This is a genomic window from Acidovorax sp. GW458-11-26-14-TSB4 (assembly GCF_059423865.1).
Window position 1 is genome coordinate 184,166 of record NZ_JBWKYR010000009.1, and the last position, 22,632, is coordinate 206,797.

Genomic DNA, 22,632 nt, shown 5'->3' on the forward strand with positions numbered 1-22,632 from the left:
CCGGTAGATGGCAAAAATCGCCTTCACCTTGAAGCACAGCTTCACAAAAGACTTCCATGGATGACTTGAAGCGCATGGCCGTGTTCGCTGCTGTGGTGCAGCACGGCTCGATGAGCGGGGCCGCGCGCGCCCTGGGCATGAGCACCTCGGCCGTGAGCCAGCAGGTGCGCAAGCTCGAAAGCGATGGCGGCGTGACCCTGCTGCACCGCTCCACACGCCAGCTGGCGCTGACCGAGGCCGGCCAGCGCTACCACGCGCGCTGCGCGGCGATGTGGGCGGCGGCTGAGCAGGCACGGGCCGAACTGGCTGCTTCGCGCGATGCACCGAGCGGTGAGCTGCGCCTGTCGGCCACCGTGGGCTTTGCGCGGCACATCGCGCCGGCTCTGGGGGACATGCTGGCGGCCCACCCGGCGCTGCGGCTGCGGCTGCTGGTGGACGATGCGCCCATCGACCTGATCAACGCCCGCATCGACCTGGCCGTGCGCTTTGGTCGGCTGCAGGATTCGAGCTGGGCGGCGCGGCGCCTGTGCGCCATGAACGTCTACCTGTGCGCCTCGGCCGGATGGGTGGCGCGCCATGGCATGCCCCAGCACCCCGACGCGCTGCTCTCGCACAGCTGGCTCGGCCTGGTGCGCGATGGCGAGGGCATGTTCGCCGAGCTGCGCAACAGCGCGGGCGAGTCGCGCGCGTTGCGCGTGGAGCCGCGCATCGCCAGCAACAACCAGCTGTCGCTGCAGCAGATGTGCGAGGCCGGCCTGGGTGTGGCCATGCTGGGCAGCAGCGACGTGCACGAGGCCCTGCAGTCGGGCCGCCTGGTGCGCCTGCTGCCGCAGTGCGACCTGGGCACGCTGGACGTCTGGGCCGTGACGCCACAGCGCGATGCCCAGCCGGCCAAGGTGCGACAGGCGATTGCGGCGCTGCATGCCTATCTGCGCCAGGTGCCGGGCATGCTGGATTGAGCCCCGCGGAGCCGCCTGGACATCCATCGGATTTTTATCGCCGCAGGCCATAAATTCCATTGTTGTGCGGGCGCGGCGGCCTGCCTACAGTCGCGGCTTCGTTCTTCCCCACGGAGCCTTGGCTGCTTTGTGGCGCAGCCGTCCATCGGCATGGCGATCAAGGGGCTGGAAGATGCGCTTGATGCCCTGCTGTTCGGGCGCAGCCGCAATGGCTTGGCGCCCACGCCCGAGGGCTGCCGCCTGTACCCACGTGCCTGCAGCCTGCTGGACGAGGCGAGCGCCATGGTGCGCGACTTCCGCGAGGCGCCGCGCGAGACCCTGCGTGTCTTCCTGCAGGACACCCTGCTGGTGGGCCCGGCCGCACCGCTGCTGGCGCAGCTGGAGCAGCACCTGCCCCACAGGCCCTGGTCCGGCTGACCGCCAGCGCCGAGGACTCCTGCCTGGGCCTGGTGGCCGAGCACTGCAAGGCGCAGGGCGACACTTTTCCCGCTGTGGCGCGAGCCCTGTGTGATGCTGGTGCCCGGCGGCCACCCGCTGCGCTTCAAAAAGCGTTTTGGGGTGGCTGACCTTGCGGGCCTGCCGCTGATCGAGTGGCCGCACTGCCCGCTGCACCCGTCCTTCATCCGCCTGCTGGCGAAGCACGGCATTGCGCTCACGGTACGCGCCAGCGCCGAGCGCGAGGAACTGCTGCTGCACCTGGTGGACGCCGGCATCGGCCTGGCGGAGGTGCCGCAGTCGCATGCCGCCCACGCGCGCCATGCGCCGGCGCGGCCGCTGGACGGGGCACTGGCCTTCGACCGGCACATGGGCCTGGCCTGCGATGCTTCCGACGCGCCCATGCTGGCGCTGCTGGGGGTGGTCGCCGCAGGGGCCGCGGCACCGGCTCCCCTGCCGAGTGCAGTCCAGGAAACCTGTGCGCCGGGCGCCGGGGCTGGTACAACCGGGGCTGCACCACCCCCGCAGGCCCTCCCATGATCCTGGAAATCGCCCAACTCACCATCCGCCCCGGCCAGAGCGCCGCCTTCGAGCAGGCCTTTGCCCAGGCCCAGCGCATCATTGCCTCGATGCCGGGCTGCCAGTCGCACGAATTGCAGCGCTGCATCGAGAAACCTGATGACTATGTGCTGCTGGTGCGCTGGGACACGCTGGAGGACCACGAGGTGGGCTTTCGCCAGTCCGCGCAGTACCAGGAGTGGAAGGCGCTGCTGCACCATTTCTATGACCCTTTTCCCACCGTGCTGCACTATGGTCCTGTCACGGGCGTGTAGCAAAATGGCTGGGCACGAACTGCCTCCCGCGCGCTGCCCGGGCCTATTTGTAACAACCATGCCCGGCTGGCATGGGGCATGCATCGGCAGTGTCTCGGCGCCGCGACGCTTGAGGCCGGGCAGGCCCCATTCGGGTACGCCCTGACAATTTAACGTGCTGCGCACACCGTTCTGATCCTAGAATTTGTAAACGCGCGTATCAGCGCAAAGGACATTTCCATGAAAGCAGTGCAGCAGGACATCGACGAGCGGACCAACCTCACCAGCACCAACAAGTTCGAGCTGCTGCTGTTCCGCCTGGGGACGGACAACGCCCTGGGCAAGTCCGAACTCTTCGGCATCAACGTGTTCAAGATCCGCGAGATCGTGGCCATGCCCAGCATCACGCCCATCGCAGGCACCACGGCCCACTCGCTGGGCGTGGTCAACCTGCGCGGCCAGGTGATCCCGGTGCTGGACCTGCCCTCCATCGTCGGCTGCAAGCCGCAGACGGGGCTGAACATCATGCTGGTGACGGAGTACGCGCGCACCACCCAGGCCTTTGCCGTGGAGTCGGTGGAAGACATCGTGCGCCTGGACTGGAAGCAGGTGCTCTCGGCCGAGACCAGCGGCGCCAAGGGCAAGCTGGTGACCAGCATTGCCCGCCTGGACGGCAACACCGACGAATCGCGCCTGGCCCAGGTGCTGGACGTGGAAGCCATCCTGCAGATGGTCTCGCCCTCGGACGGCCATGAGGTCACCGAGGAGAAGGTGGGCGCCAAGCTCAAGCTCAAGCCCGGCAGCATCATCCTGGCGGCCGATGATTCCTTCGTGGCCCGCTCGCTGATCGAGCAGGAACTCAAGGCGCTGAATGCGCCGTTCGAGATGGTCAAGTCGGGCAAGGAAGCCTGGGACCGCCTGAACGCCATCGCCAAGAGCGCCGAGGCAGAGGGCAAGACCATCCTGGATCGCGTCGCCATGGTGCTGACCGACCTGGAAATGCCCGAGATGGACGGCTTCACGCTGACCCGCAACATTAAGCAGGATGCGCGCTTCCACGGTCTGCCGGTGGTCATTCACTCCTCGCTGTCGGGCTCGGCCAATGAAGACCATGTGCGCAGCGTGGGCGCCGATGGCTACGTCGCCAAGTTCGTGGCCGAAGACCTGGCGGAGACCATCCGCCGCGTGCTGCCCAAGTAAGCCCTGCTGCACGGCTGGTTGCAGCGCAACCAGCCTTTGGGCGTGAACGATTTCACGCGCCTACCCGCGCATGGGCATTTGGCCTACCCTCAGGGGCTATGCCTGCGCGCCCGTCTGCGGCAAACTGGTGGCCGGTCAACCAAATAGGGCCCTCAAACGTCAAGGTTAGCAGTGGCCTGGAGATGTAACACCCTCGGGATGTTGTTTTCCTGGCCTTTACCTGCAACGCGGAACGCGCCTTGTGCGCCGGGAGCCTGATTCCACATGACAAATACCTTAGCCCGCGTTCTCTCCGCCACGGTCCTGGGCGCCGTGCTGACTGGCTGTGCCACAGTACCGGGCGACCCGTACTACGCACCAGCCCCCACCTACTACCCGCCGAGCACGTCGACCATCATCTACGACGCGCCGCCGGTCTACCACTCGCCGCCACCAGCGGTGTACGTGGCGCCGCCGCCGGTGTACTACAACAACCGCCGCGACGACCGCGATTGGGCGCGCGAGCGCGAACGTGAACGCGCGCAACAGCAGTGGCGCGATCAGGCCGAGCGCGAACGCCGCGACCGGGAGCGTGACCGCGACCGCGACAACGCCCGCCGTGACCAGGAGCGCCGCAACCAGGCCCAGGCCGAGCAGGCACGCCGCGACCAGATCGAGCGCGACCGCCGTGCGGCCGCCGAGCGGGGCCGAGGCCAGAACCGACCAACTCCAGGTCAAGGGCGTTCAGGTTCATACACTCCTTATCCCACACAAGAGACCGGCGCGGGTCCATAACATCGGTATTACGTCATGCTTGCCTCAGTGCGTCAGGTTCTTGGTGTAGCAAGCTGTGCCTATCTAGGCTTGGTCAGCACACTCTTTGTAGTGATGCCTGCCCATGGCCAAGTTATGCGCTGTACCGCCTCCCGCACCGGCAAGAACACCTACACCGACGGTGCGTGCAACAGCGGCGAGGCCGTGCTAGAGGTCAAGATACGCCCGGCACCTGAAGAGGTACGCCGGCAGCAGCAGTCCTACGCCGAAGCGCTGCAGCGGAGCCGACAGCGGCTGCAGGCGGACAATGGCGCGGCCCCATCCGATGCGCAGCGTGCGGCGGACCTTCAACGCGTACTTTTCGACCATGCCCGGCGGACACACGGCTAGGCCAGATCGCCCGGGCGCGCAAGTTCCCGGGGCGCCTACGACCTGCTGCGCATCCAGCAGGACCACCGTTCCACGCGGGAATATGGCCCCCCTCAAGGAGGCCGCAGAGCGGCGCATGGACATGAATTGCATGGGCCCCGAAGCCCTTGCCGAACGCGAGCGGGACCGGCGCGAGCAGGAGTACCGGGAGGCTGCCCAGCGCCGGGAAACCGCCCTGCTCGACCAGATGGAACGCGACCGCTACGCTTGCGAGGAACGCGAACGCGACAGGGAACGGCAGCGCGAGCGCGAAGAAGCCCGCAGGGACCAGGATCGGCGCGAACAGGCGGATCGCGAACGCCGCGACCAGGAGCGTGACCACGCCCGGCGCGGTGAGGAACGCCACAAACAACAGATGGAGCTGGAACGGGAACAGGCACGACGTGACCAGGCCGAGCGCGACCAACGTGCAGCCGCGGACCGCAGGCGCAACGAGAGCCGGCCAGTCCAGTCCGTCCTCAGCACCGCATCCACCGGTTGGCGCGGCGGCCTGCGATCCAGCCCCTGAGGGACGTCAGCTTGCGAAGCGCCATGTTCCGCCCTCTGCGCCCCATCCTCTGCGGCCTGTTCCTGGCAGGCCTGTGCCTGGGTGCACAGGCCCAGGTTATCCGCTGTACCGATGCGCGCACCGGCAAGGTGACCTATACCGATGGGATCTGCGGCAGCGGCGAAGCGGCCCGGGAGGTGGAAGCCCGCCGCACGCCCGAAGAGATACTGCAGGACCGGCAACTGTCTGCCGAGGCGCTGGAGCGCAAGCAGCAGCGCCTGCAGGCCGAGAACGAGGCGGCCCAGGCCGAGGCCCGGCGCGCAGCCGACCGCAACCGGGAACGCGCCACCAACGCTCCGCTGCCGCAGGACTACGCGCGCTCGCCCGAATGCGCGCGCTCACGCCGCAACTACGACCTGGTGGCCAGCGAGGGGCCCCGCTCTACGCAGGAGCAGGGCCAGCGCCTGGAGGCCGCCCAGCGGCAGATGGACCTCGACTGCCTGGGCCCCCAAGGCTATGCCGATCTGGAGCGCGCCCGCGCCGCCCAGCCGCGCGTGGTGGTGGTGCCGCCGCGCTACGGCATCGGCTATCCGGCACCCTATCCGCCGCCTGCGGTGTTCCCGCAGCCTTTCCCCACCACGCCCCAGCAGCCGCCACCACGGCTCACGCAGTGCTCGGACTACCGGTGCACGGACAACCAGGGCAACACCTATCCGCGCAACGGCCCGGGGCGCTTCCCTGGCCAGGGCGGCGTGTGCCGCTCCAACGGCACTGGCGGCCAAGCGCCCTGCTGAGCGACGGAAAACACTCCGCAGGCCCGTTCGCGCACCGCCCTCCGCCTGCGTGCTCGGCAGGGGACGGGAACCTGCCTTTCTACTGGCATCGTCTCCCCCAAAATGCCACAGCCACGGCGTCAACCGCCACTGCCTTCCGCGCGTCAATAGCGGGCACCGCCACGGTTTCGGCGGTTGCCCAAGGAGCTCCATGACCCTTTTGCCCGTGCGCCTGGCGTTATTGTCACTGTTCGGCGTGGTGGGACCGGGAACGGCAGCGGGAACGCGAGCGCGAGCGTGAGGAAGCCCGCCGGGACCAGGAACGGCGCGACCATGCGCGCCAGCGCGAGCAGGCGCAACGGGAACAGGCCCAGCGCGAGCAGGCCGACCGCGAGCGCCGCGATCGTGAACGCGACAACGCCCGGCGCGAGCAGGAGAGGCGCGAGCAAGAGCGCCGCGATCAGGTGGCGCGCGACCTGCGCAACAACACCAGCAACCCCGCGCCCACAGACTGGCGCGCCCGCATCCACAAGTACGAGCCGGGCATGGGGCCTTGAGCCTTGGGCTCAGGCGGCCTTCAGTCCGTCAGCCACGCTGGGGTAGCGCAGGCGCAGGCCCAACTCGCGCAGCATGCGCCGGTTGTCCAGCCGGCGCGACTCGCTCATGAAGCTCAGCAGCACCACGGGCAGTTCGGTCTGCGCCGTGCTGCGCGGCAGGCGCGGCGGGCGCGGCAGGCCATAGAGGTCGGCCGCCAGGTCGAAGTAGTCGCCCATCTTCAGTTCGCTGTCGTCGCTCACGTTGTAGATGCGCTGGGGGCGCCCCTTCCACAGCGCGCGCAGGCAGGCCCGGGCCAGGTCGTCGGCATGGATGTGGTTGGTGTAGACATCGTCCTCGGCCACCAGCACCGGTGTGCCCCGGCGCAGCCGCGCTTCGGGCGTGCCGCCCTCGCGGTCGGGCGAGTAGATGCCGGGGATGCGCAGGATGCTGGCGCGCACGCCGGCCCGCCCCAGGTGGCGCACGGCGCGCTCGGCATTCACGCGGCGCTGGGCGCGTGGGGTGGCGGGGGCCGGGGCGCGCGTCTCGGGCACCAGGGCCCCCTGGCAGTCGCCATACACGCCGCTGGTGGATGCGTACACCAGCGAAACCGGCTGGCTGCGCAGGCGCAGCGCGCGCGCCAGCGCCACGGTGCGCGGGTCGCGCCACCAGGCTTGGCCACCGGCGCCCTCACCGGGCGGCGGGGCCAGGTGCATCACCCGCGTCGCCACGCCCGACAGGCGCCGCAGCGTGGCGCCATCGTCCAGGTTGCCCACCAGGGGTGTGATGCCGCGCTCGCGCAGGCCCTGCACGCGTGCGGGGCTGGAGGTGAGCGCCAGCACGCGCAGCCGCGGGGCCGCCGTGCCGCCCGCCTGCAGCTGGCGCACCACGCGCTGGCCGACATCACCGCAGCCCACGATCAGCAGGCGTTCACGGCGAAAGCGCGCCGGCAGGGCTCCGAGGGGGTTTTGGTTTGAGGGCAAAATCGGGTCCGCGAAAGAAGATACGTCCCAAGGATACCCACAACATGACCAGCGCCGCGGCGGCCCCCACGTCCACGTTCCAGATTTCCGTACAGCCCAGCGGCCGCGCCTTTGCCGCCCAGGGCGATGAATCCATCCTGTTGGCCGCCATCCGCAGCGGCGTGGGCCTGCCCTATGGCTGCAAGGATGGCGCCTGCGGCTCCTGCAAGTGCAAGAAGCTCAGCGGTGCGGTGTTCCATGCCAACCACCAGTCCAAGGCCCTCACGGCCGACGAGGAGGCCGCGGGCTACGTGCTGACCTGCTGCGCCAAGCCCCTGTCCGACGTGGTGCTCGAATCGCGCCAGGTCACCGACGAAAGCGCCTACCCGGTCAAGAAGATGCCGGTGCGCGTATCCAGCCTCGCCAAGAAGTCGCACGACGTGATGCAGGTGCGCCTGCAACTGCCCGCGGCCGACACCTTCCGCTACCACGCGGGGCAGTACATCGAGTTCATCCTGCGCGACGGTGCGCGCCGCGCGTACTCGATGGCCAATGCGCCGCACACCCAGGGCGATGCGTCGGGGATCGAACTGCACATCCGCCACATGGCCGGCGGGCGCTTCACCGACCATGTGTTCGGCGCGATGAAGGAAAAGGAGATCCTGCGCGTGGAAGGCCCGTTCGGCAGCTTCTTCCTGCGCGAGGATTCGGACAAGCCCATCGTGCTGCTGGCCTCGGGCACCGGTTTTGCGCCCACCAAGGCGCTGATCGAGCACATCCAGTTCAAGGGCATCACACGCCCGGTGGTGCTCTACTGGGGCGGCCGCCGCCCCGGCGACCTGTACATGGCCGAATGGGTGCAGGAGCGTGTGGCCGAAATGCCCAACCTGAGCTATGTGCCCGTGGTCTCCGACGCCCTGCCCGAAGACGGCTGGACCGGCCGCACGGGCTTCGTGCACCAGGCCGTGATGGACGATTTTGCCGACCTCTCGGGCCACCAGGTGTATGCCTGCGGTGCCCCCATCGTGGTCGAATCGGCGCGCGACGCCTACAGTGCGCACCGGGGACTGCCGCCCGAGGAGTTCTTTGCCGATGCGTTCACCTCCGAGGCGGACAAGCACGGCTGACGGAAGACGACGTTTCAGGAGATGGGGTATTTCCTGATGCCTGCACATCTTTTCTGTAGTGGCCGCTCCATTTTTTGCACAATGGCACCCATGAACCGCAGAAACCTCACCACCCTCCTCGCCGGCGCCGCCCTCGTGGCCGCTGCCCTTCCCCATGCCGCGATGGCGCAGGACTCGGGCCAGCCGATCCGCCTGATCGTGCCCTACGCACCGGGCGGTCCGATCGACGTCACGGCACGCGCATTGGCCGAGCGCGTGCGCGACTCTCTGGGCACGGTGATCATCGACAACAAGGGCGGCGCGGGCGGCAACATCGGTGCCGACGCGATTGCCAAGGCGGCACCGGACGGCCTGACCATCGGCATCTCGGCCACGGCCACGCATGCCGTGAACCCCTGGCTTTACAGCCGTATGCCCTACGACGCGGGCAAGGACTTCGCCGGCATCACGCAGATGGTGCGCGTGCCCAACGTGCTGGTGATCAACGCCGCCAAGGCCGAGCAACTCAAGATCAACACCCTGGCCGACCTGATCGCCTACGCCAAGGCCAACCCGGCCAAGCTCAACTACGGCAGCGGCGGCAACGGCAGCGCCGGCCACCTGGCGGGCGAGATGTTCAAGCAGCGCGCCGGCATCTTCGCGCTGCACATCCCCTACCGCGGTGCCAACCCTGCGCAGCTGGCCCTGCTGGCCGGAGAGGTGGACTTCAACATCGACAACCTGGCCGCCGCAGCACCCAACATCCGTGCCGGCAAGCTCAAGGCCCTGGCCGTGACCTCGCTGGCCGCCAGCCCCAACCTGCCGGGCGTGCCCCCGCTGTCGGACACCTTCAAGGGCTTTTCGATCGACACCTGGTGGGGCCTGGTGGCGCCTGCGGCCACGCCCAAGCCGGTGATCGACAAGCTGAACAAGGCCTTCGTCGCGGCCCTCAATGCGCCCGAGACCAAGACCCGCTTCGGCCTGCTGCTGGCCGAGCCCGTGGCGACCACGCCAGCGCAATTCGACAGCTTCATGGCGGCCGAGCGCGCCAAGTACCAGCAAGTGGTGAAAGCCTCCGGCGCGAAGGTCGACTGACCAGCGCTTCATCTGCTGTACAGGGCCCCTCCGGAGCCCTTTGTTTACGCCCGCGCCGGCAACACGGCTCGGTGGCGCGCCACCACGGCATCGAGTGCGGCTACCAGGGTGTCGCACTCGGCATCGCCCACGGGCAGCGAGAGCGCGATCAGCCCGCGCCGCGCCATGAACACACCCTCTTCGAGCAGGCCGAAGAACAGCAGGTCCTTGGCCCGCCCGTCCGTACCCTGCAGGTCGGCGGGCGAGCGCACCGGGCCTGCGGTGGCGTGCAGGGTCATGAGCGAGCCGATGCCGCTAAAGCCCATGTCCACGCCGTGCTGCGCGAACACGGCATTGAAGTGCGCGCGCAACTGCTCGCCCCGGGCGTTGAGCGCCTGCACCACCTCGGCCGTAAGCACCTGGCAGAGCCCTGCATGGCCCGCGGCCATGGAGAGCACGTTGTTGTTGAAGGTGCCGGCATGGGCCAAGGCGTCGGGGCGGCGCGGGTCGAAGCGTTCCATCACGTCGCGCCGGCCGCCGAACACGCCGAAGGACATGCCGCCGCCCAGGTACTTGCCGGCCGTGGTGAGGTCCGGGCGCAGGGACAGCAGCGCCTGGCGCCCGCCGAAGGACAGGCGCGAGGTCATGACCTCGTCGAACACCAGCATGGCGCCGCATTCGTCGGCCAGGGTGCGCAGTGCCCGCAGGAAGTCCGGCTCGCCCGGGACGCAACCGCCTGCGCCCAGCATGGGCTCCACCAGGATGGCGGCGATGTCCGGCCCATGTTCCGCCACCAGGGCACGCACGCTGTCCCCGTCGTTGTAGCGCGCCAGCACGAAGTCGTGCGGCACGTTCATCGGCGAGCCGCCGCCCGCGAAGGTGAGCACGCCGCCATGGTAGGCCCCGTCGAACACGATCACCTTGCCGCGGCCCGTGTGGGCCTTGGCGGCTGCCAGGGCCAGCAGGTTGGCTTCGGTGCCCGAGTTGGCGAAGCGCAGCAGCTCCATGGACGGAAAGCGCCGCCGGATTTCCTGCGCCAGTCGGGCCTCGCGCGCGGTGTGCGACGAGAGGTTGATGCCGCCGGCCAGCGCTTCCTGGATGGCGGCCAGGATCACCGGGTGCGAGTGGCCGTAGAGCCCGGCCGTGAATTCGCCCAGGGCGTCGATGTAGGCGTGCCCGTCGGCATCCCACACGTGGCAGCCCTCGCCGCGCTCCATGCTCAGGGGAAAGGGGCCATGGAACAGCACGCTGCGGGTATTGCCACCCGGCAGCGATTGCTCGGCCTCGGCCAGCAAGGCGGCGCTGCGCGGGTTGCGGGTGCGGTAGTTCTCCACGGCCTGGAACAGGGCCTGGTCCAGAGGGGTCGGGGTGGCATTCATGGCATCTCCTGTACGGTGTACAAGAAATTATGGATCGATGGAACAGGCTTGGCAAGGGGAGGTGCTTGGCGATGCCTGACAATCCGCACTGACAACCGCCCCGTCCCTTTCCATGCCCCGTGCCGCCAAGCCCTCTCCCGCCCCCCAGGGCACCCTGGATACCGCCACGCCCCCGCTGTCGCGCGAGAGCGTGCTGGCGGCTGCGCTGGCGCTGATCGACCAGCGCGGGGTGGAAGCCTTCAGCGTGCGCGATCTGGCGCGCTCGCTGGGCGTGTACCCTACGGCGCTGTACTGGCATGTGCCGGGAGGCCGCAACGCGCTGATCGCCGGGGCCGTGACCGCCGCCGTGGGCGGGCTGGCGCCCCCCGCACCCAACACCGACTGGCAGGCCGAACTGCGCGCCCTGTTCGCACGCTACCGCCGCGCCGTGCAGCAGCACCCGCGCATCGCACCGGTGCTGGGCGCGCAACTGGTCTCCAATGCCAGCCTGGACCCGCTGCTGCTGGACCGCATCCTGGCGCTGCTCGAATCGGCCGGGTTCGTGGAGCAGGGCCTCATCGATGCCTACAACGTGGTGATTGTCGCCATGGTCAGCTTCGTGACCCTGGAGCTGGCGCCCCAGCCCGCGGACGACCCGGACGGCTGGGCCACGGGCCACCAGGAGCGCCTGGCGCAGATCGATGGCGCGGCCTGCCCCACGCTGGCGAAGCATCTGCCGCAGATGGCCAACCGCGCCTTCGTGGTGCGCTGGAGCAGCGGCAGCACGCACCCGCTGGATGCCGGCTTCGAGGCCTGGAGCGAGGTGGTGGTGCAGGGGCTGGCGGCCCGGCTGCCGAAAGCCTGATCAGCGGCTGGCCGCCACGGGCCACAGCAAGGTATCGGTCCGTTCGATGCGCTGGCTGGCCACGGCCGCCAACTGGCCTGGCGTGACGCGCCCGGGGGCGATATCGGACAGGGGCAGCAGCACGAAGGCGCGCTCGCCCATGCGCGGGTGCGGTACGGTCAGATGGGGGGTGGCGATGCTCTCATCGCCATAGAGCAGGATATCGAGGTCCAACGTGCGCGGGGCATTGCGGTACAGGCGCTCCCGGCCCGCCGCCGCTTCGATGGCCTGCAGGGCCTCGAGCAGTGCCATGGGCGGCAGCCCCGTGGCCAGCTCGGCCACGGCATTCAGGTAATCGGGGCCATCGGCGTCTACCGGCGCGCTGCGGTACAGCGGCGAGACCTGGCGCACCTGTGTCGCTGGCACGGCAGCCAGGGAGACCAGCGCCTGCTGCAGGGCTGCCCCCCGGTCACCGAGGTTGGCGCCCAGGCCGATGAAGGCCGCTACCGCCATGCTGTCGGCAGCGCTCACTGCGCCGCAGGCGCGGCAGAGCCTTCACCGCCACCACCACCCCCGGTGGGCTTGCGGCGACGGCGGCGGCGCTTCTTGGGTGCGCTGCCATCGGGTGGCACGGCATCGCCGCCGTGCTCGGGCGCAAAGTCGTCACCCTCGTCCTGCCCGCCATCGGTGGCAGCAGCAGCACGGGGTGCACGCGGCTTGGGCGGCTGCGGTGCCTGGCCATCGCCGGCGGGCCCCGCCTTGGGCACGCGGCGCACCGTGGGCTGGCTCACGCGCTGGCGCGCCTTCTGTTCTTCGCGCGCCTGGTCCATCAGGTCCTCGCGGCGGTCGTCGTCGGCGGCCTGGAAGTCCTGCCACCATTCGGCCAGGGCCTCGTCGATCTCGCCCACATCGGCGCGCAGGCGCAGAAAGTCGAAGCCGGCGCGGAAGCGCGGCTGCATGACCATGCCGAAGGGCGTGCTGCCCACGCGCTTCTCGAAGCGCGGCTGCATGACCCAGATCTCGCGCATGTCGGCGGCCAGCTTGCCGCGGCCCGACACGTCGCCGATGCGCTTGTCGAACACCTCGTCGATGGCTTCCTGCAGCGCGGGCAGTGCATGCTGGCGCGGGTTTTTCAGGCGCTCTTCCCATCCGGTACGCACGTCTTCCCAGAGCACGCAGGCCAAAAGGAAGCTCGGGGCCACGGGCTTGCCCTCGCCCACGCGGCGGTCGGTGTCGGCCAGGGCGGCGCTCACGAAGGGGGTGTCGGCACGCTCGACCGCCACGTCCAGCAGCGGGTAGATGCCCTTGGCCATGCCCAGCTTCTTGAGCTGGGCGACTGTGGCGATCGCATGGCCGGTCTGCAGGAGCTTGAGCATCTCGTCGAACATGCGGCTTTGCGGTACGTCGGCCAGCAGGGCCTGGGACTGCACCAGCGGCGCGGCCGTCTTGGCCTCGATGGTGAAGCCCAGGGCGCTGAGCTTGGCGGCGAAGCGCACGGCGCGGATGATGCGCACCGGGTCTTCGCGGTAGCGCGTGGCGGGGTCGCCGATCATGCGCAGCGTCTTCTTCTTGGCGTCCTGGATGCCCTTGTGGTAGTCCACCACCACCTGGCTCACCGGGTCGTAGTACATGGCGTTGACGGTGAAGTCGCGGCGCGTGGCGTCCTCGTCCTGCGGGCCCCAGACGTTGTCGCGCAGCACACGGCCGCTGGCGTCCACGGCATGCTGCATGCCCGACAGCTGCTGCTTGCTGGTCTTTTCGTTGCCGGCGACCTGGCCAGCGGCGGCATTGTCCAGGTAGGCGCGGAAGGTGGAGACCTCGATCACTTCGTGTTCGCGGCCCCGGCCGTGCACCACGTGCACGATGCGAAAGCGCTTGCCGATGATGAAGGCACGGCGGAACAGGCCCTTGACCTGCTCGGGCGTGGCATTGGTGGCCACGTCGAAGTCCTTGGGGCGCAGGCCCAGCAGCAGGTCGCGCACCGCACCGCCGACGATGTAGGCCTCGTAGCCGGCCTGCTTGAGCGTGGCCACGACCTCGGCCGCGCGGCGGTCCACCAGTTCGGGGTTGATGCCGTGCACGGTGGCGGGCACCTCTTCGCGCTTGCCGAAATGCGGCTTGCCGCCCGAGGTGCCGGGCGTCGATTTGCCCAGCAGTTTGTCGATGAACTTCTTGATCATGGGTGTGCAGTAAACAGGTCCAGTATGCGCCAGCCGCGCTCCTGGGCCAGCGCTCGCAGGCGCGGGTCGGGATTGGTGGCGACGGGATGGTCGACTTTTTCGAGCAGGGGCACGTCGTTCATCGAGTCGCTGTAGAAGGTGCTCTCGACGTCGCCCCAGGCGAGCCGGCGCTCGGCCAGCCATTGCTCCATGCGCGTGACCTTGCCCTCGCGCATGGTGGGCACGCCGTCGATCTCGCCGGTGTACCAGCCGTTGGCATCGCGCACCAGCTGCACGGCCAGCAGCTGCTGCACGCCAAGCGCCTTGGCGATGGGCGTGGTCACGAACTCGTTGGTGGCAGTGACGATGAGCACCTCGTCCCCGGCATCGAGGTGCTGCTGCACCAGGGCCAGGGCCTGGGGCTTGATGGCCGGGCCGATCACCTCGCGCATGAACTGCTCGTGCGCGGCGGCCGCCGCCTCGGGGCCGCGCAGGCGCACGGCTTCGGTGGCGAAGCGCACATAGTCGTGCACGTCGAGCGTGCCGGCCTGGTAGTGGGCGTAGAACTCGCCGTTGCGGCGCGCGAACTCGACCGGGTCGTTCCAGCCGATGCGGATGGTGAACTCGCCCCATTCGTAGTCGGAGTCGAGCGGCAGCAGCGTGTGGTCCAGGTCGAAAAGTGCGAGCCGGGGGCGGGTGGCCGGGGATTCAGGGGTGGTCATTCAATCAGGTGCCGGGGGTGCAGAGGTAGCAAGGGGGCCGGCAGGTTCGCAGGATCATTCGGACTCGAGCATTGCCTTGAGCAGCGGGATGGTGATGGCGCGCTGGGCGCGCAGGGCGTAGGCGTCGAGCTGGTCGAGCAACTGCATCAGGCTGCCCAGGTCGCGTGAGAAGCGGTTGAGCATGTAGTCCATGACGTCGTCGCTCAGGAACACGCCGCGTGCATCGGCCTCCTGGCGCAGCACGGCGCGGCGCTCGGGCTCGCCCAGCAGCTGCAGCTGGAACACATGGCCCCAGCCCAGGCGGCTGCGCAGGTCGTCGCGCAGCGGCAGGTCGGCCGGCGGCAGCTCGCCGGCGGCCAGCACCCAGCGCTGGGTGCCGCTGGCGGGGCTGATGGCGTTGACGAACCAGTTGAAGGCCATGGCCTGCTGGGAGGTGCTGTACAGGTGCACATCGTCCATGAGCACGGCGGACCAGGCCTCGTCGAACTCGGGCGGCTCGCCCTCGGACGGGTCAAGCCAGCCCACGGCGTCGCCCTCGTCGCGCAGTGCCTGGCGCACGGCCTTGAGCAGGTGCGATTTGCCGCTGCCCGACTCGCCCCAGATGTAGGTGGGCACGGGCGAGCGGGTGGCCGGGCTGCTGCCCACGCCGGCCGCCAGGCGCAGGTGTTGCAAAGCCGCCTCGTTCGGGCCGGCGAAGAAGCGGGCCAGCGTGGGGCCCGTGGCCAGTCCGATGTCGAGCGCCAACTGCTTCATGCGCGCCCTCCGGGCAGCGCAGACGGGCCCATGGCAAAGCAAGCGCGGGCGGCGGGCGGAAAGAGAATCGGCAGCGGCATCACAGGTGGCATTGAAAGGGGTCTGGCCGGAGGTGACTGCGGCGAAACAAGGTGGCACGGGGCCTGTCGCACAGCGCCAAAGGGCAGTTTGCGGAAAGTCCCGGCAGCGACAATACGCCTGATTTTAGTCTGCTGCCGGTGCCGTGCCGCCGCATCCTGTTCACCACCGAAAGCGGCCCCCTGGCACGAGCCCTTGACCACCCCGCTCCCAGCACCTGCCCGCCGGCATCCGGGCCCCTGGATTCATGGCCTGCCCATGGCCCTCTCCTCAGCGGGGTATGGTCGAAAGAATTGCGGGGGCCACGGCCCAGGGCCGGGCGCTGTCCGACCGGACAAGCCACACCGCGCGGCGCACCCAGGGGCTGTGGGACCAATCCGGAGTGGGGGCTGTCTCCGAGGCAGGCATGCTCCTTGCCGCCCGGGTGCTGGCCCGCGTGCTGCTGCGGGCCGGGCCCGCCGCAAAGCCCCCGTTGCAACAAGGCTGAGGGGCAGGCGCGGCGATGCCCCTTAAAATCCCCGGATTCCAGCCCGCCGTGCGGGCCTACCCGCAGCACCATTCCATCCATGAGCTCCTCCGCCACCCCCACCCCCCTCTCCTACAAAGACGCCGGCGTTGACATCGACGCGGGCGACGCGCTGGTCGAACGCATCAAGCCCCTGGCCAAGAAGACCATGCGCGAAGGCGTGCTGGCGGGCATCGGCGGCTTCGGCGCGCTGTTCGAGGTGCCCAAGCGCTACCAGGAGCCCGTGCTGGTGTCCGGCACCGATGGCGTGGGCACCAAGCTCAAGCTGGCTTTCGAGTGGAACATGCACGACACCGTGGGCATCGACCTGGTGGCCATGAGCGTCAACGACGTGCTGGTGCAGGGCGCCGAGCCGCTGTTCTTCCTGGATTACTTCGCCTGCGGCAAGCTCGACGTGGACACGGCGGCTGCCGTGGTCGGCGGCATCGCCAAGGGCTGCGAGCTGAGCGGCTGCGCCCTGATCGGCGGCGAAACGGCCGAGATGCCTGGCATGTACCCCGCCGGTGAATACGACCTGGCCGGCTTTGCCGTGGGCGCGGTGGAAAAGTCCAAGATCCTCACGGGCAAGGACGTGCAGGCCGGTGACGTGGTGCTGGGCCTGGCCAGCCACGGTGTGCATTCCAACGGCTTCAGCCTGGTGCGCAAGTGCATCGAGCGCGCCGGCGCCGACACGCCCGCCACGCTGGACGGCAAGCCCTTCAAGCAGGCCATCATGGAGCCCACGCGCCTGTACGTGAAGAACGTGCTGGCCGCCCTGGCCGCCCATCCCATCAAGGCCCTGGCCCACATCACCGGCGGCGGCCTGCTGGAGAACATTCCCCGCGTGCTGCCCGAAGGCACGGCCGCCCACCTGACCAAGGGCAGCTGGCCCCAGACCGAGCTGTTCGCCTGGCTGCAGAAGACCGCAGGCATCGACGACATCGAGATGAACCGCACCTTCAACAACGGCATCGGCATGGTGGTGGTGGTGGATGCCGCCAACGCCGCCGCCACGGCCGCCACGCTGGCCGCCGCAGGCGAGACGGTGTACACCATTGGCGCCATTGCGCCACGCGGTGAAGGCGCCGCCGTGGTCGTCGCCTGAGGCCGCCGCGCGCCATGGCGCAGCCACCGGACGCCCCGCGTGACACGGGCACGGAAATCGTGCCCGCCTCCCTTCCCGACACGCCCGCCGTGCCGGCCGACCTGCCCGGCATCGGCAGCCCCCAGCCCTTTGGCCCGCTGCCGCGCGGCGTGGCCCTGGCCAGCTACCTGCTGATGACCGGCGCGCTGCTGCTGGTGATGTGGCGCAACCTGCTCCCCGGCCTGCTGTGCGTGTGCCTGGGCTTCCTGGCCACGCGGGCCCTGGCGCGCTGGTTGGGGCGGCTGGCCCATCGGCGCGGTGCACCGGCCTCCACGGTGCTGCCGCGCATGGCCGAGATCACAGCCGCCGCCGTGGTCATGCTCTCGCCGCTGGCGCTGCTGGCCATCGGCGTGACCCACTCGCGCGGCTACCTGGTGGAAGCCCCCCAGCAGTACCGCGAACTGCTGGACTACATGGCGCGCACGGTGCTGGAGCTGCGCCTGAAGCTGCCGCCCGACGTGGCCAGCCACCTGCCCGAAGGGGCGGCCGAGATCCAGCGCATCATCGCCAACTACCTGGGCGCCAAGGCCGGGGCCCTGGCCATGGCCGGGCGTGCCTGGCTGGGCGGCCTGCTGTTCGCGTACGTGGGCCTGCTGATCGGATCGCTCGCGGCCGTGCGCCCGCCGGCACCGCCGCGCGGCCCCCTGGCCATGGCGCTGCAGCGGCGCATCACGCTGCTGGGCGAGGCCTTCCGCCAGATCGTGGCGGCGCAGTTCTGGATCGCCAGCTTCAACACCCTGCTCACCGCCCTGTTCCTGCTGTTCGTGCTGCCCATCTGGCATCTGGAGCTGCCCTACACGCCGGTGCTGATCACGCTGACCTTCGTCGCGGGGCTGGTGCCCATCGTGGGCAACCTGCTGTGCAATGTGGTGATCACCATCGTGGGGCTGTCGGTCTCGCCGCTGGCGGCCGCCGCCTGCCTGGCCTTCCTGATCCTAATCCACAAGGCCGAGTACGTGATCAACGCCAAGGTGGTGGGCCGGCGCACGCAGATGGGCGTGTGGGAGCTGCTGAGCGTGATGTTCGTAGCCGAAGCCGTGTTCGGTCCGGCCGGCCTGGTGGCCGCTCCGCTGTTCTACGCCTATCTCAAAAAGGAACTGGTTGCCGCCCGATTAGTGTGAGCAACCGCTCACTTTCTTGGTGACTGGCGTGATACGAAGGCCCAGACCAGGGCCGATGCATCCGGTCCGGCGGGGTCGCTGTAGGGCAGGCTGGCCGCGCCGCCGCTCCAGGCGTGGCCCAGGCCCAGGATCTCGCGCACGACCACCACGCTGCGCGAGCGCGCCCGGTACTCCGTCACCCGCATCGCATGGCGCTTGCCGCGCTGCAGCGTACGCGCCATGCCCTCGCGTGCCCCCAGGGAGCCAGCCCACAGCGCGGCCGTGGCCGTGGCATTGCGCAGCGAGACCACGTGGTCGGCATCGCCGTGCAGGATCATCAGCGGCGGCAGGGGCGGCAGCGGCGTGCCATCGATGCGCAGCCCGGGCACCAGGGCGCTGGCGCCCGGCAGATCGGGCAGGTGGGCCTCGCGCTTGCCGTGCATGGCGGCCATGGCCGTGGCGGCCGATTCGGCCGTGCCGGGCGCCACGCCCGAATGCATGACCACGGCGCAAAAGCGCTCCGGGTAGGTGGCCCCCAGCAAAGCCGCCATGCTGGCACCGGCCGACAGGCCCGCCACCGCCACGCGGGAGAGGTCCACCGGGTGGCGGCGCGCCACCTGGTCCACGGCGGCCAGCAGGGTGGCGGCCTCTGCCTGGGCCTTGCCGCTGCGCCGGTCGAACCAGTTCCAGCAGCCATGGGCATTGGCCACACGCTCCTGCTCGGGGTACAGCACCAGGAAGCGCTTGCGCGCCGCCAGCCGGTTCATGCGCGAGCTGGCCGCCAGGTCGCGCCCGGTCTGGCCGCAGCCGTGCAGCATGACCAGCAGCGGCAGGGTCTCACCCTTGCCGAGTGCCAGACCGGGCGGAATGTAGAGGTGAAAGCGCCGTGCACCGGCAGGCCCGGGTGCAATGCCGGCCAGCCATTCGCCAGCCACCGGCTGCGGCTTGCGCGGCCGGGGCGCAACCGTGCGCAGGCGTGGTGGCACTGGCGGGGCCGCCGTGGCCAGCCTGGGCACGGCCCTGAGGGCCTTGGCAGCCTGCTTGCGCATGGGCTTGGCCGCCTTTTCGAAGGCCTTGAGGTTGCGCTGGTAGGCGCGGGTAAGCGCAGACAGCGAGAAGAGGCGGGAGCGGCGGGCCATGGGTAGATGTGCGGGTGCTATCCATATATAGGGAAAACCCTATACACCATAGCAGCTTATGAAGCAAAGCGGCTTAAGCTATGCAATCAATAGCAAACAAGCGTTTCCAGCCTTGGCCGGACCGGTGTTCAGCGCCCAGACCAAGGTTATTCGGCAAGCTCCGGCCCACCAAGCCGCCGCCCAAACCGAAAATCATGGCAGAAACTGATCGATAGATGTCCAGGGTTGGAGGGACTGGGCGATGCTGTAGAGCAAAGATAAGGCCATTGCAACCCAAACCCCAAGGCCACGACCATGAATACCTGTCTGATTGTGATTGACGTGCAGGAATCCTTCCGCCAGCGCCCTTATTTCACCGAACGCGACCTGCCGGCCTACCTGGCCGCGCAGAACGCCTTGATCGGGGGATGCGTGGCGCGCGGCATTCCCGTGGTGCGCATCTTCCACAGCGACGGCCCGGCCGAGGCCGGCAATGCGTTTGCCATCGAGTCCGGCCATGTGCGGCCCTTGGACGGCCTGGCCGCCTTCGACGCGGCCGCCACCTTCACCAAGTCGCGCCACAGCGCACTGGTCGGCACGGGCCTGCCGGTATGGCTTACCGAGAACGGCATCCGGCGCCTGATCGTGAGCGGCATCCGCACTGAGCAGTGCTGCGAGACCACCACGCGCCACGCCTCGGACCTGGGCTGGGAGGTGGACTTCGTGACCGAGGCGACGCTGACCTGGGACATGGAGCAGCCGGATGGCCGCACCCTGAGCGCCGCCGACATCAAGGCCCGCACCGCCACCGTGCTGGCCGGCCGCTTTGCCACGCTGCGCACGGTGGACGAGGCCCTGGCCGCGGCCCGCTGAGATTGCAGGAGACCGCCATGCGCGCCACCGTCTGTGAACTGCCCTACCAGCCTGCGCTGCTCGAACCGGCCTGGGAAGCCCTGGCCACCCATGTTCGACATGAAGGTGCCGAACTGGTGCTGCTGCCCGAATTCGCCTTTGTCGAGCCTGTCTGGGAATCCACCCCCTTCGACCCGGGGCGATGGGCGGCGGCCGTGGCGCTGAGCGATGCCTGGATGGCGCGGCTGAACGAACTGGGCGCTGTGTGGGTGGTGGGCGCCCGCCCGGTCACCGTGGCGGGACGGCACTACAACCAAGGGTTCATCTGGTCTGCCGAGGGGGGCTACCAGCCGCTGCGGCGCAAGTTTTACCTGCCCCAGGAGCCCGGTGGCTGGGAGGCCACCTGGTTCGAGCGCGGCGACGCCCGATTTCCCCGCTTCCAGGCCGGCACCCTGGACTTCGGCCTGAGCATCTGCACAGAAATCTGGGCGCTGGACACGCATGCCGGCTATGCCGACCTGGGCGTTCAGGCCCTCCTCACACCGCGCGCCACCGCCGCCGCGACCACCGCCAAGTGGCTGGCAGTGGGCACTGTGGCCGCCGTGCGCACAGGTGCCTACAGCCTTTCGTCGAACCGGGTGGACACCGCCGCCCGCACCTACGGTGGCGCAGGCTGGGCGATCAGTCCCGATGGCGCCCTGCTCGCAAGGACCACGGTGGCGCAGCCGTTCTGCACCGTGAACGTGGACCTGGAGCTTGCCGCTGCCGCCCGGAGCACCTACCCGCGCTACGTGTTCGCCGCGCCTGCTTCGGCGGGCTGACCCTTTCGTTCTCTTGTCTGGACCTTTCGCACCGATGACCACCGCTTCCCCCCTCCCACGCCCCTTGCAGGTCTCCATCCTGGTCTTCGACGATGTCGAGGCCCTGGACCTGGGCGGCCCCTACGAAGTCTTCACCACCGCCTGCCGCATGCAGCAGCGCCTGCAGCCCGGCGCGCCCGCTGCGTTTGCAGTGCAGTGCGTGGCGCGCAGCATGGCACCCGTGCAGGCACGCGCCGGCCTGCGGGTGCTGCCCGATGCCGACTTCGCCACGGCAGCTGCCCCGGACGTGCTGGTCGTGCCCGGCGGCGTGGTCGATGCCGCGGCCGCCTGTGCCGAAACGCGAGCCTGGGTGGCCCGGGCCGCCGCGGGTGCACAGATCACGGCTTCGGTCTGCACGGGCGCCTTCATCCTGGCGGCGGCAGGCTTGCTGATCGTAGGACCGGCCACCACGCACTGGGAGGACATTACCGACCTGCGTGCGCAGTTCCCGGCGCTTGAGGTGCGGGAGAATGTGCGCTGGGTGGACCGCGGTGCGCTGGTCACGTCGGCAGGCATCAGCGCCGGCATCGACATGAGCCTGCATCTGGTCACACGCCTGGCGGGCCGGGCGCTGTCCGAGCGCACCGCCCGCCAGATGGACACGCCATGGAACCCCGAGCCCTGAACACTGCCGACCCCATCCACGTCTACTTCGCGCTGCTGCCCGGCAGCCTGGTGCTGGACTGGGCCGGCCCGGCCGAGGCATTGCGCATCGCCAACCAGCTGCTGCGTGCCCAGGGCCAGCCCGAGCGCTTCGTGCAGCACTTCACGGCCCCCACGCCCCAGGCGGTGACCTCGGTGGGCGCCATGCTCACCGGGCTGGAGCCCCTGCCCGCCTCCCTGCCCGAGCCGGCCTGGGTGGTGCTGGTGGGCCTGCCGGGCAAGGCCATCGCAGTGGACAACAGCGAGGCGCGCGACCTGCTGCACTGGCTGCGCGGCATGCGCCTGGTGGCAGGCCGGCTGGAACTGGTCACCATCTGCGCGGGCGCCGTGCTGGCGGCCCACGCCGGGCTGCTGGCCGGCCGGCGCGCCACCACCCACCACCAGCACCTGGACGAACTGGCCCAGGTAGACCGGCACTGCGACGTGGTGGCGAACCGGGTCTTCGTGCACGATGGTGCGCTGCACAGCAGCGCCGGCGTGACCACCGGCATCGACCTGATGCTCTACCGCATTGCCGACGCCTGCGGCCCGGCGATTGCCGCCCAGGTGGCCCAGACCATGGTGGTGGCCCTGCGCCGCGGCCCGCAGGACCCCGAGCTCTCGCCCTTCCTGCACCACCGCAACCACCTGCACGGTGCCCTGCACCGGGTGCAGGATGCCGTGGGCCAGCAGCCCCAGGCCGCCTGGAACGTGACCGCCATGGCCGAGGTGGCGCACACCTCGCCCAGGCACCTGAACCGGCTGTTTCTGGAGCACGCGGGCATTGCGCCGCTCGAGTACCTGCGCCGCATCCGCCTGGCCGCCGCCGAGGCGGCCCTGCAGTCGGGCCACAACGTGACCCAGGCGGCAGCACTGGCGGGCTTCAGCTCGGATACGCAGCTGCGCCGCGCCTGGCACCAGTTCGGGCGACCCGGCACCCCGGCCCGGGACGCGGCAACCCGCCACTGAGCGC

General features: G+C 69.5%; 25 protein-coding genes. 17 read left to right on the top strand and 8 right to left on the bottom strand.

The annotated features are described in order from the left end of the window. Positions 1 to 56: 56 nt before the first annotated feature. The 8 genes from AC07X5_RS19450 (at position 57) to AC07X5_RS19485 (ending at position 5,869) form a co-directional block, all read left to right on the top strand. Complete coding sequence (locus AC07X5_RS19450) at positions 57 to 959, top strand: LysR family transcriptional regulator (protein WP_494771463.1); 903 nt, start codon at positions 57 to 59, stop codon at positions 957 to 959. A gap of 129 nt (positions 960 to 1,088) precedes the next feature. Then, on the top strand, positions 1,089 to 1,376 hold the full coding sequence (locus tag AC07X5_RS19455; protein WP_494771464.1) for a LysR family transcriptional regulator: 288 nt from the start codon (positions 1,089 to 1,091) through the stop codon (positions 1,374 to 1,376). Positions 1,377 to 1,448: 72 nt separating this feature from the next. Beyond that, positions 1,449 to 1,934: a LysR substrate-binding domain-containing protein gene (locus tag AC07X5_RS19460; RefSeq protein ID WP_494771501.1), complete on the top strand. Its 486-nt coding sequence runs from the start codon at positions 1,449 to 1,451 to the stop codon at positions 1,932 to 1,934. After that, a complete protein-coding gene (locus AC07X5_RS19465) occupies positions 1,931 to 2,227 on the top strand; it encodes an antibiotic biosynthesis monooxygenase family protein (protein WP_494771465.1) in 297 nt (98 codons plus the stop codon). The genes AC07X5_RS19460 and AC07X5_RS19465 overlap by 4 nt, the downstream gene beginning before the upstream one ends. Before the next feature lie 219 nt (positions 2,228 to 2,446). Then, complete coding sequence (locus tag AC07X5_RS19470; RefSeq protein WP_409959767.1) at positions 2,447 to 3,406, top strand: chemotaxis protein; 960 nt, start codon at positions 2,447 to 2,449, stop codon at positions 3,404 to 3,406. Positions 3,407 to 3,670: 264 nt separating this feature from the next. Beyond that, positions 3,671 to 4,180, top strand: coding sequence for a hypothetical protein (locus AC07X5_RS19475; RefSeq protein ID WP_494771466.1), 510 nt, complete (start codon positions 3,671 to 3,673; stop codon positions 4,178 to 4,180). Between the two features lie 451 nt (positions 4,181 to 4,631). Next, on the top strand, positions 4,632 to 5,096 hold the full coding sequence (locus AC07X5_RS19480; RefSeq protein WP_494771467.1) for a hypothetical protein: 465 nt from the start codon (positions 4,632 to 4,634) through the stop codon (positions 5,094 to 5,096). A 23-nt stretch (positions 5,097 to 5,119) separates the two neighbouring features. Then, positions 5,120 to 5,869 (top strand): DUF4124 domain-containing protein, encoded by a 750-nt coding sequence (locus tag AC07X5_RS19485; protein ID WP_494771468.1) that lies wholly within the window; start codon positions 5,120 to 5,122, stop codon positions 5,867 to 5,869. A gap of 143 nt (positions 5,870 to 6,012) precedes the next feature. On the opposite strand, the gene AC07X5_RS19490 is transcribed toward AC07X5_RS19485, so the two are convergent. Together AC07X5_RS19490 and AC07X5_RS19495 are read right to left on the bottom strand one after the other, a co-directional pair. Then, a complete protein-coding gene (locus AC07X5_RS19490; RefSeq protein ID WP_494771469.1) occupies positions 6,013 to 6,297 on the bottom strand; it encodes a hypothetical protein in 285 nt (94 codons plus the stop codon). Between the two features lie 117 nt (positions 6,298 to 6,414). Continuing rightward, a complete protein-coding gene (locus AC07X5_RS19495; protein WP_494771470.1) occupies positions 6,415 to 7,365 on the bottom strand; it encodes an SDR family oxidoreductase in 951 nt (316 codons plus the stop codon). Between the two features lie 44 nt (positions 7,366 to 7,409). On the opposite strand from AC07X5_RS19495, the gene AC07X5_RS19500 reads away from it, so the two are divergent. Continuing rightward, the gene (locus AC07X5_RS19500; protein ID WP_494771471.1) at positions 7,410 to 8,471 is read left to right on the top strand and encodes a CDP-6-deoxy-delta-3,4-glucoseen reductase; all 1,062 of its coding nucleotides are present in this window, start codon (positions 7,410 to 7,412) and stop codon (positions 8,469 to 8,471) included. A gap of 90 nt (positions 8,472 to 8,561) precedes the next feature. Next, complete coding sequence (locus AC07X5_RS19505) at positions 8,562 to 9,545, top strand: Bug family tripartite tricarboxylate transporter substrate binding protein (RefSeq protein ID WP_494771472.1); 984 nt, start codon at positions 8,562 to 8,564, stop codon at positions 9,543 to 9,545. 44 nt (positions 9,546 to 9,589) lie between these two features. On the opposite strand, the gene AC07X5_RS19510 is transcribed toward AC07X5_RS19505, so the two are convergent. Then, entirely contained in the window at positions 9,590 to 10,903 is a 1,314-nt protein-coding gene (locus AC07X5_RS19510) for an aspartate aminotransferase family protein (protein WP_494771473.1), read from the bottom strand. A gap of 112 nt (positions 10,904 to 11,015) precedes the next feature. On the opposite strand from AC07X5_RS19510, the gene AC07X5_RS19515 reads away from it, so the two are divergent. Continuing rightward, complete coding sequence (locus AC07X5_RS19515) at positions 11,016 to 11,747, top strand: TetR/AcrR family transcriptional regulator (protein ID WP_494771474.1); 732 nt, start codon at positions 11,016 to 11,018, stop codon at positions 11,745 to 11,747. On the opposite strand, the gene folK is transcribed toward AC07X5_RS19515, so the two are convergent. The 4 genes from folK to hda are packed head-to-tail and all read right to left on the bottom strand — an operon-like array spanning position 11,748 to position 15,360. Next, entirely contained in the window at positions 11,748 to 12,239 is a 492-nt protein-coding gene (gene folK / locus AC07X5_RS19520) for a 2-amino-4-hydroxy-6-hydroxymethyldihydropteridine diphosphokinase (RefSeq protein ID WP_494771502.1), read from the bottom strand. 14 nt (positions 12,240 to 12,253) lie between these two features. After that, positions 12,254 to 13,906, bottom strand: coding sequence for a polynucleotide adenylyltransferase PcnB (gene pcnB, locus AC07X5_RS19525; RefSeq protein WP_494771475.1), 1,653 nt, complete (start codon positions 13,904 to 13,906; stop codon positions 12,254 to 12,256). Beyond that, on the bottom strand, positions 13,903 to 14,607 hold the full coding sequence (locus AC07X5_RS19530; RefSeq protein WP_409955774.1) for a histidinol-phosphatase: 705 nt from the start codon (positions 14,605 to 14,607) through the stop codon (positions 13,903 to 13,905). The genes pcnB and AC07X5_RS19530 overlap by 4 nt, the downstream gene beginning before the upstream one ends. Positions 14,608 to 14,661: 54 nt before the next feature. Beyond that, positions 14,662 to 15,360: a DnaA regulatory inactivator Hda gene (gene hda / locus AC07X5_RS19535; protein ID WP_409955776.1), complete on the bottom strand. Its 699-nt coding sequence runs from the start codon at positions 15,358 to 15,360 to the stop codon at positions 14,662 to 14,664. 644 nt (positions 15,361 to 16,004) lie between these two features. Here hda and purM point away from each other — a divergent pair. Continuing rightward, positions 16,005 to 17,048 (top strand): phosphoribosylformylglycinamidine cyclo-ligase, encoded by a 1,044-nt coding sequence (gene purM, locus AC07X5_RS19540; RefSeq protein WP_494771476.1) that lies wholly within the window; start codon positions 16,005 to 16,007, stop codon positions 17,046 to 17,048. A 173-nt stretch (positions 17,049 to 17,221) separates the two neighbouring features. Then, entirely contained in the window at positions 17,222 to 18,208 is a 987-nt protein-coding gene (locus AC07X5_RS19545; protein WP_494771503.1) for an AI-2E family transporter, read from the top strand. Between the two features lie 8 nt (positions 18,209 to 18,216). On the opposite strand, the gene AC07X5_RS19550 is transcribed toward AC07X5_RS19545, so the two are convergent. Next, positions 18,217 to 19,326 carry an extracellular catalytic domain type 1 short-chain-length polyhydroxyalkanoate depolymerase gene (locus AC07X5_RS19550; protein ID WP_494771477.1) on the bottom strand — a complete coding sequence of 370 codons (1,110 nt, stop codon included), beginning with the start codon at positions 19,324 to 19,326 and terminating at the stop codon, positions 18,217 to 18,219. A 294-nt stretch (positions 19,327 to 19,620) separates the two neighbouring features. Here AC07X5_RS19550 and AC07X5_RS19555 point away from each other — a divergent pair, with 294 nt between their 5' ends. The 4 genes from AC07X5_RS19555 to AC07X5_RS19570 are packed head-to-tail and all read left to right on the top strand — an operon-like array spanning position 19,621 to position 22,628. Next, the gene (locus AC07X5_RS19555) at positions 19,621 to 20,178 is read left to right on the top strand and encodes an isochorismatase family protein (RefSeq protein ID WP_494771478.1); all 558 of its coding nucleotides are present in this window, start codon (positions 19,621 to 19,623) and stop codon (positions 20,176 to 20,178) included. Positions 20,179 to 20,195: 17 nt separating this feature from the next. Beyond that, positions 20,196 to 20,978: a carbon-nitrogen hydrolase family protein gene (locus AC07X5_RS19560; RefSeq protein WP_494771479.1), complete on the top strand. Its 783-nt coding sequence runs from the start codon at positions 20,196 to 20,198 to the stop codon at positions 20,976 to 20,978. Between the two features lie 34 nt (positions 20,979 to 21,012). Next, the gene (locus AC07X5_RS19565; protein ID WP_494771480.1) at positions 21,013 to 21,642 is read left to right on the top strand and encodes a DJ-1/PfpI family protein; all 630 of its coding nucleotides are present in this window, start codon (positions 21,013 to 21,015) and stop codon (positions 21,640 to 21,642) included. Beyond that, positions 21,624 to 22,628: a GlxA family transcriptional regulator gene (locus tag AC07X5_RS19570; protein WP_409957081.1), complete on the top strand. Its 1,005-nt coding sequence runs from the start codon at positions 21,624 to 21,626 to the stop codon at positions 22,626 to 22,628. The genes AC07X5_RS19565 and AC07X5_RS19570 overlap by 19 nt, the downstream gene beginning before the upstream one ends. Positions 22,629 to 22,632 lie beyond the last annotated feature (4 nt).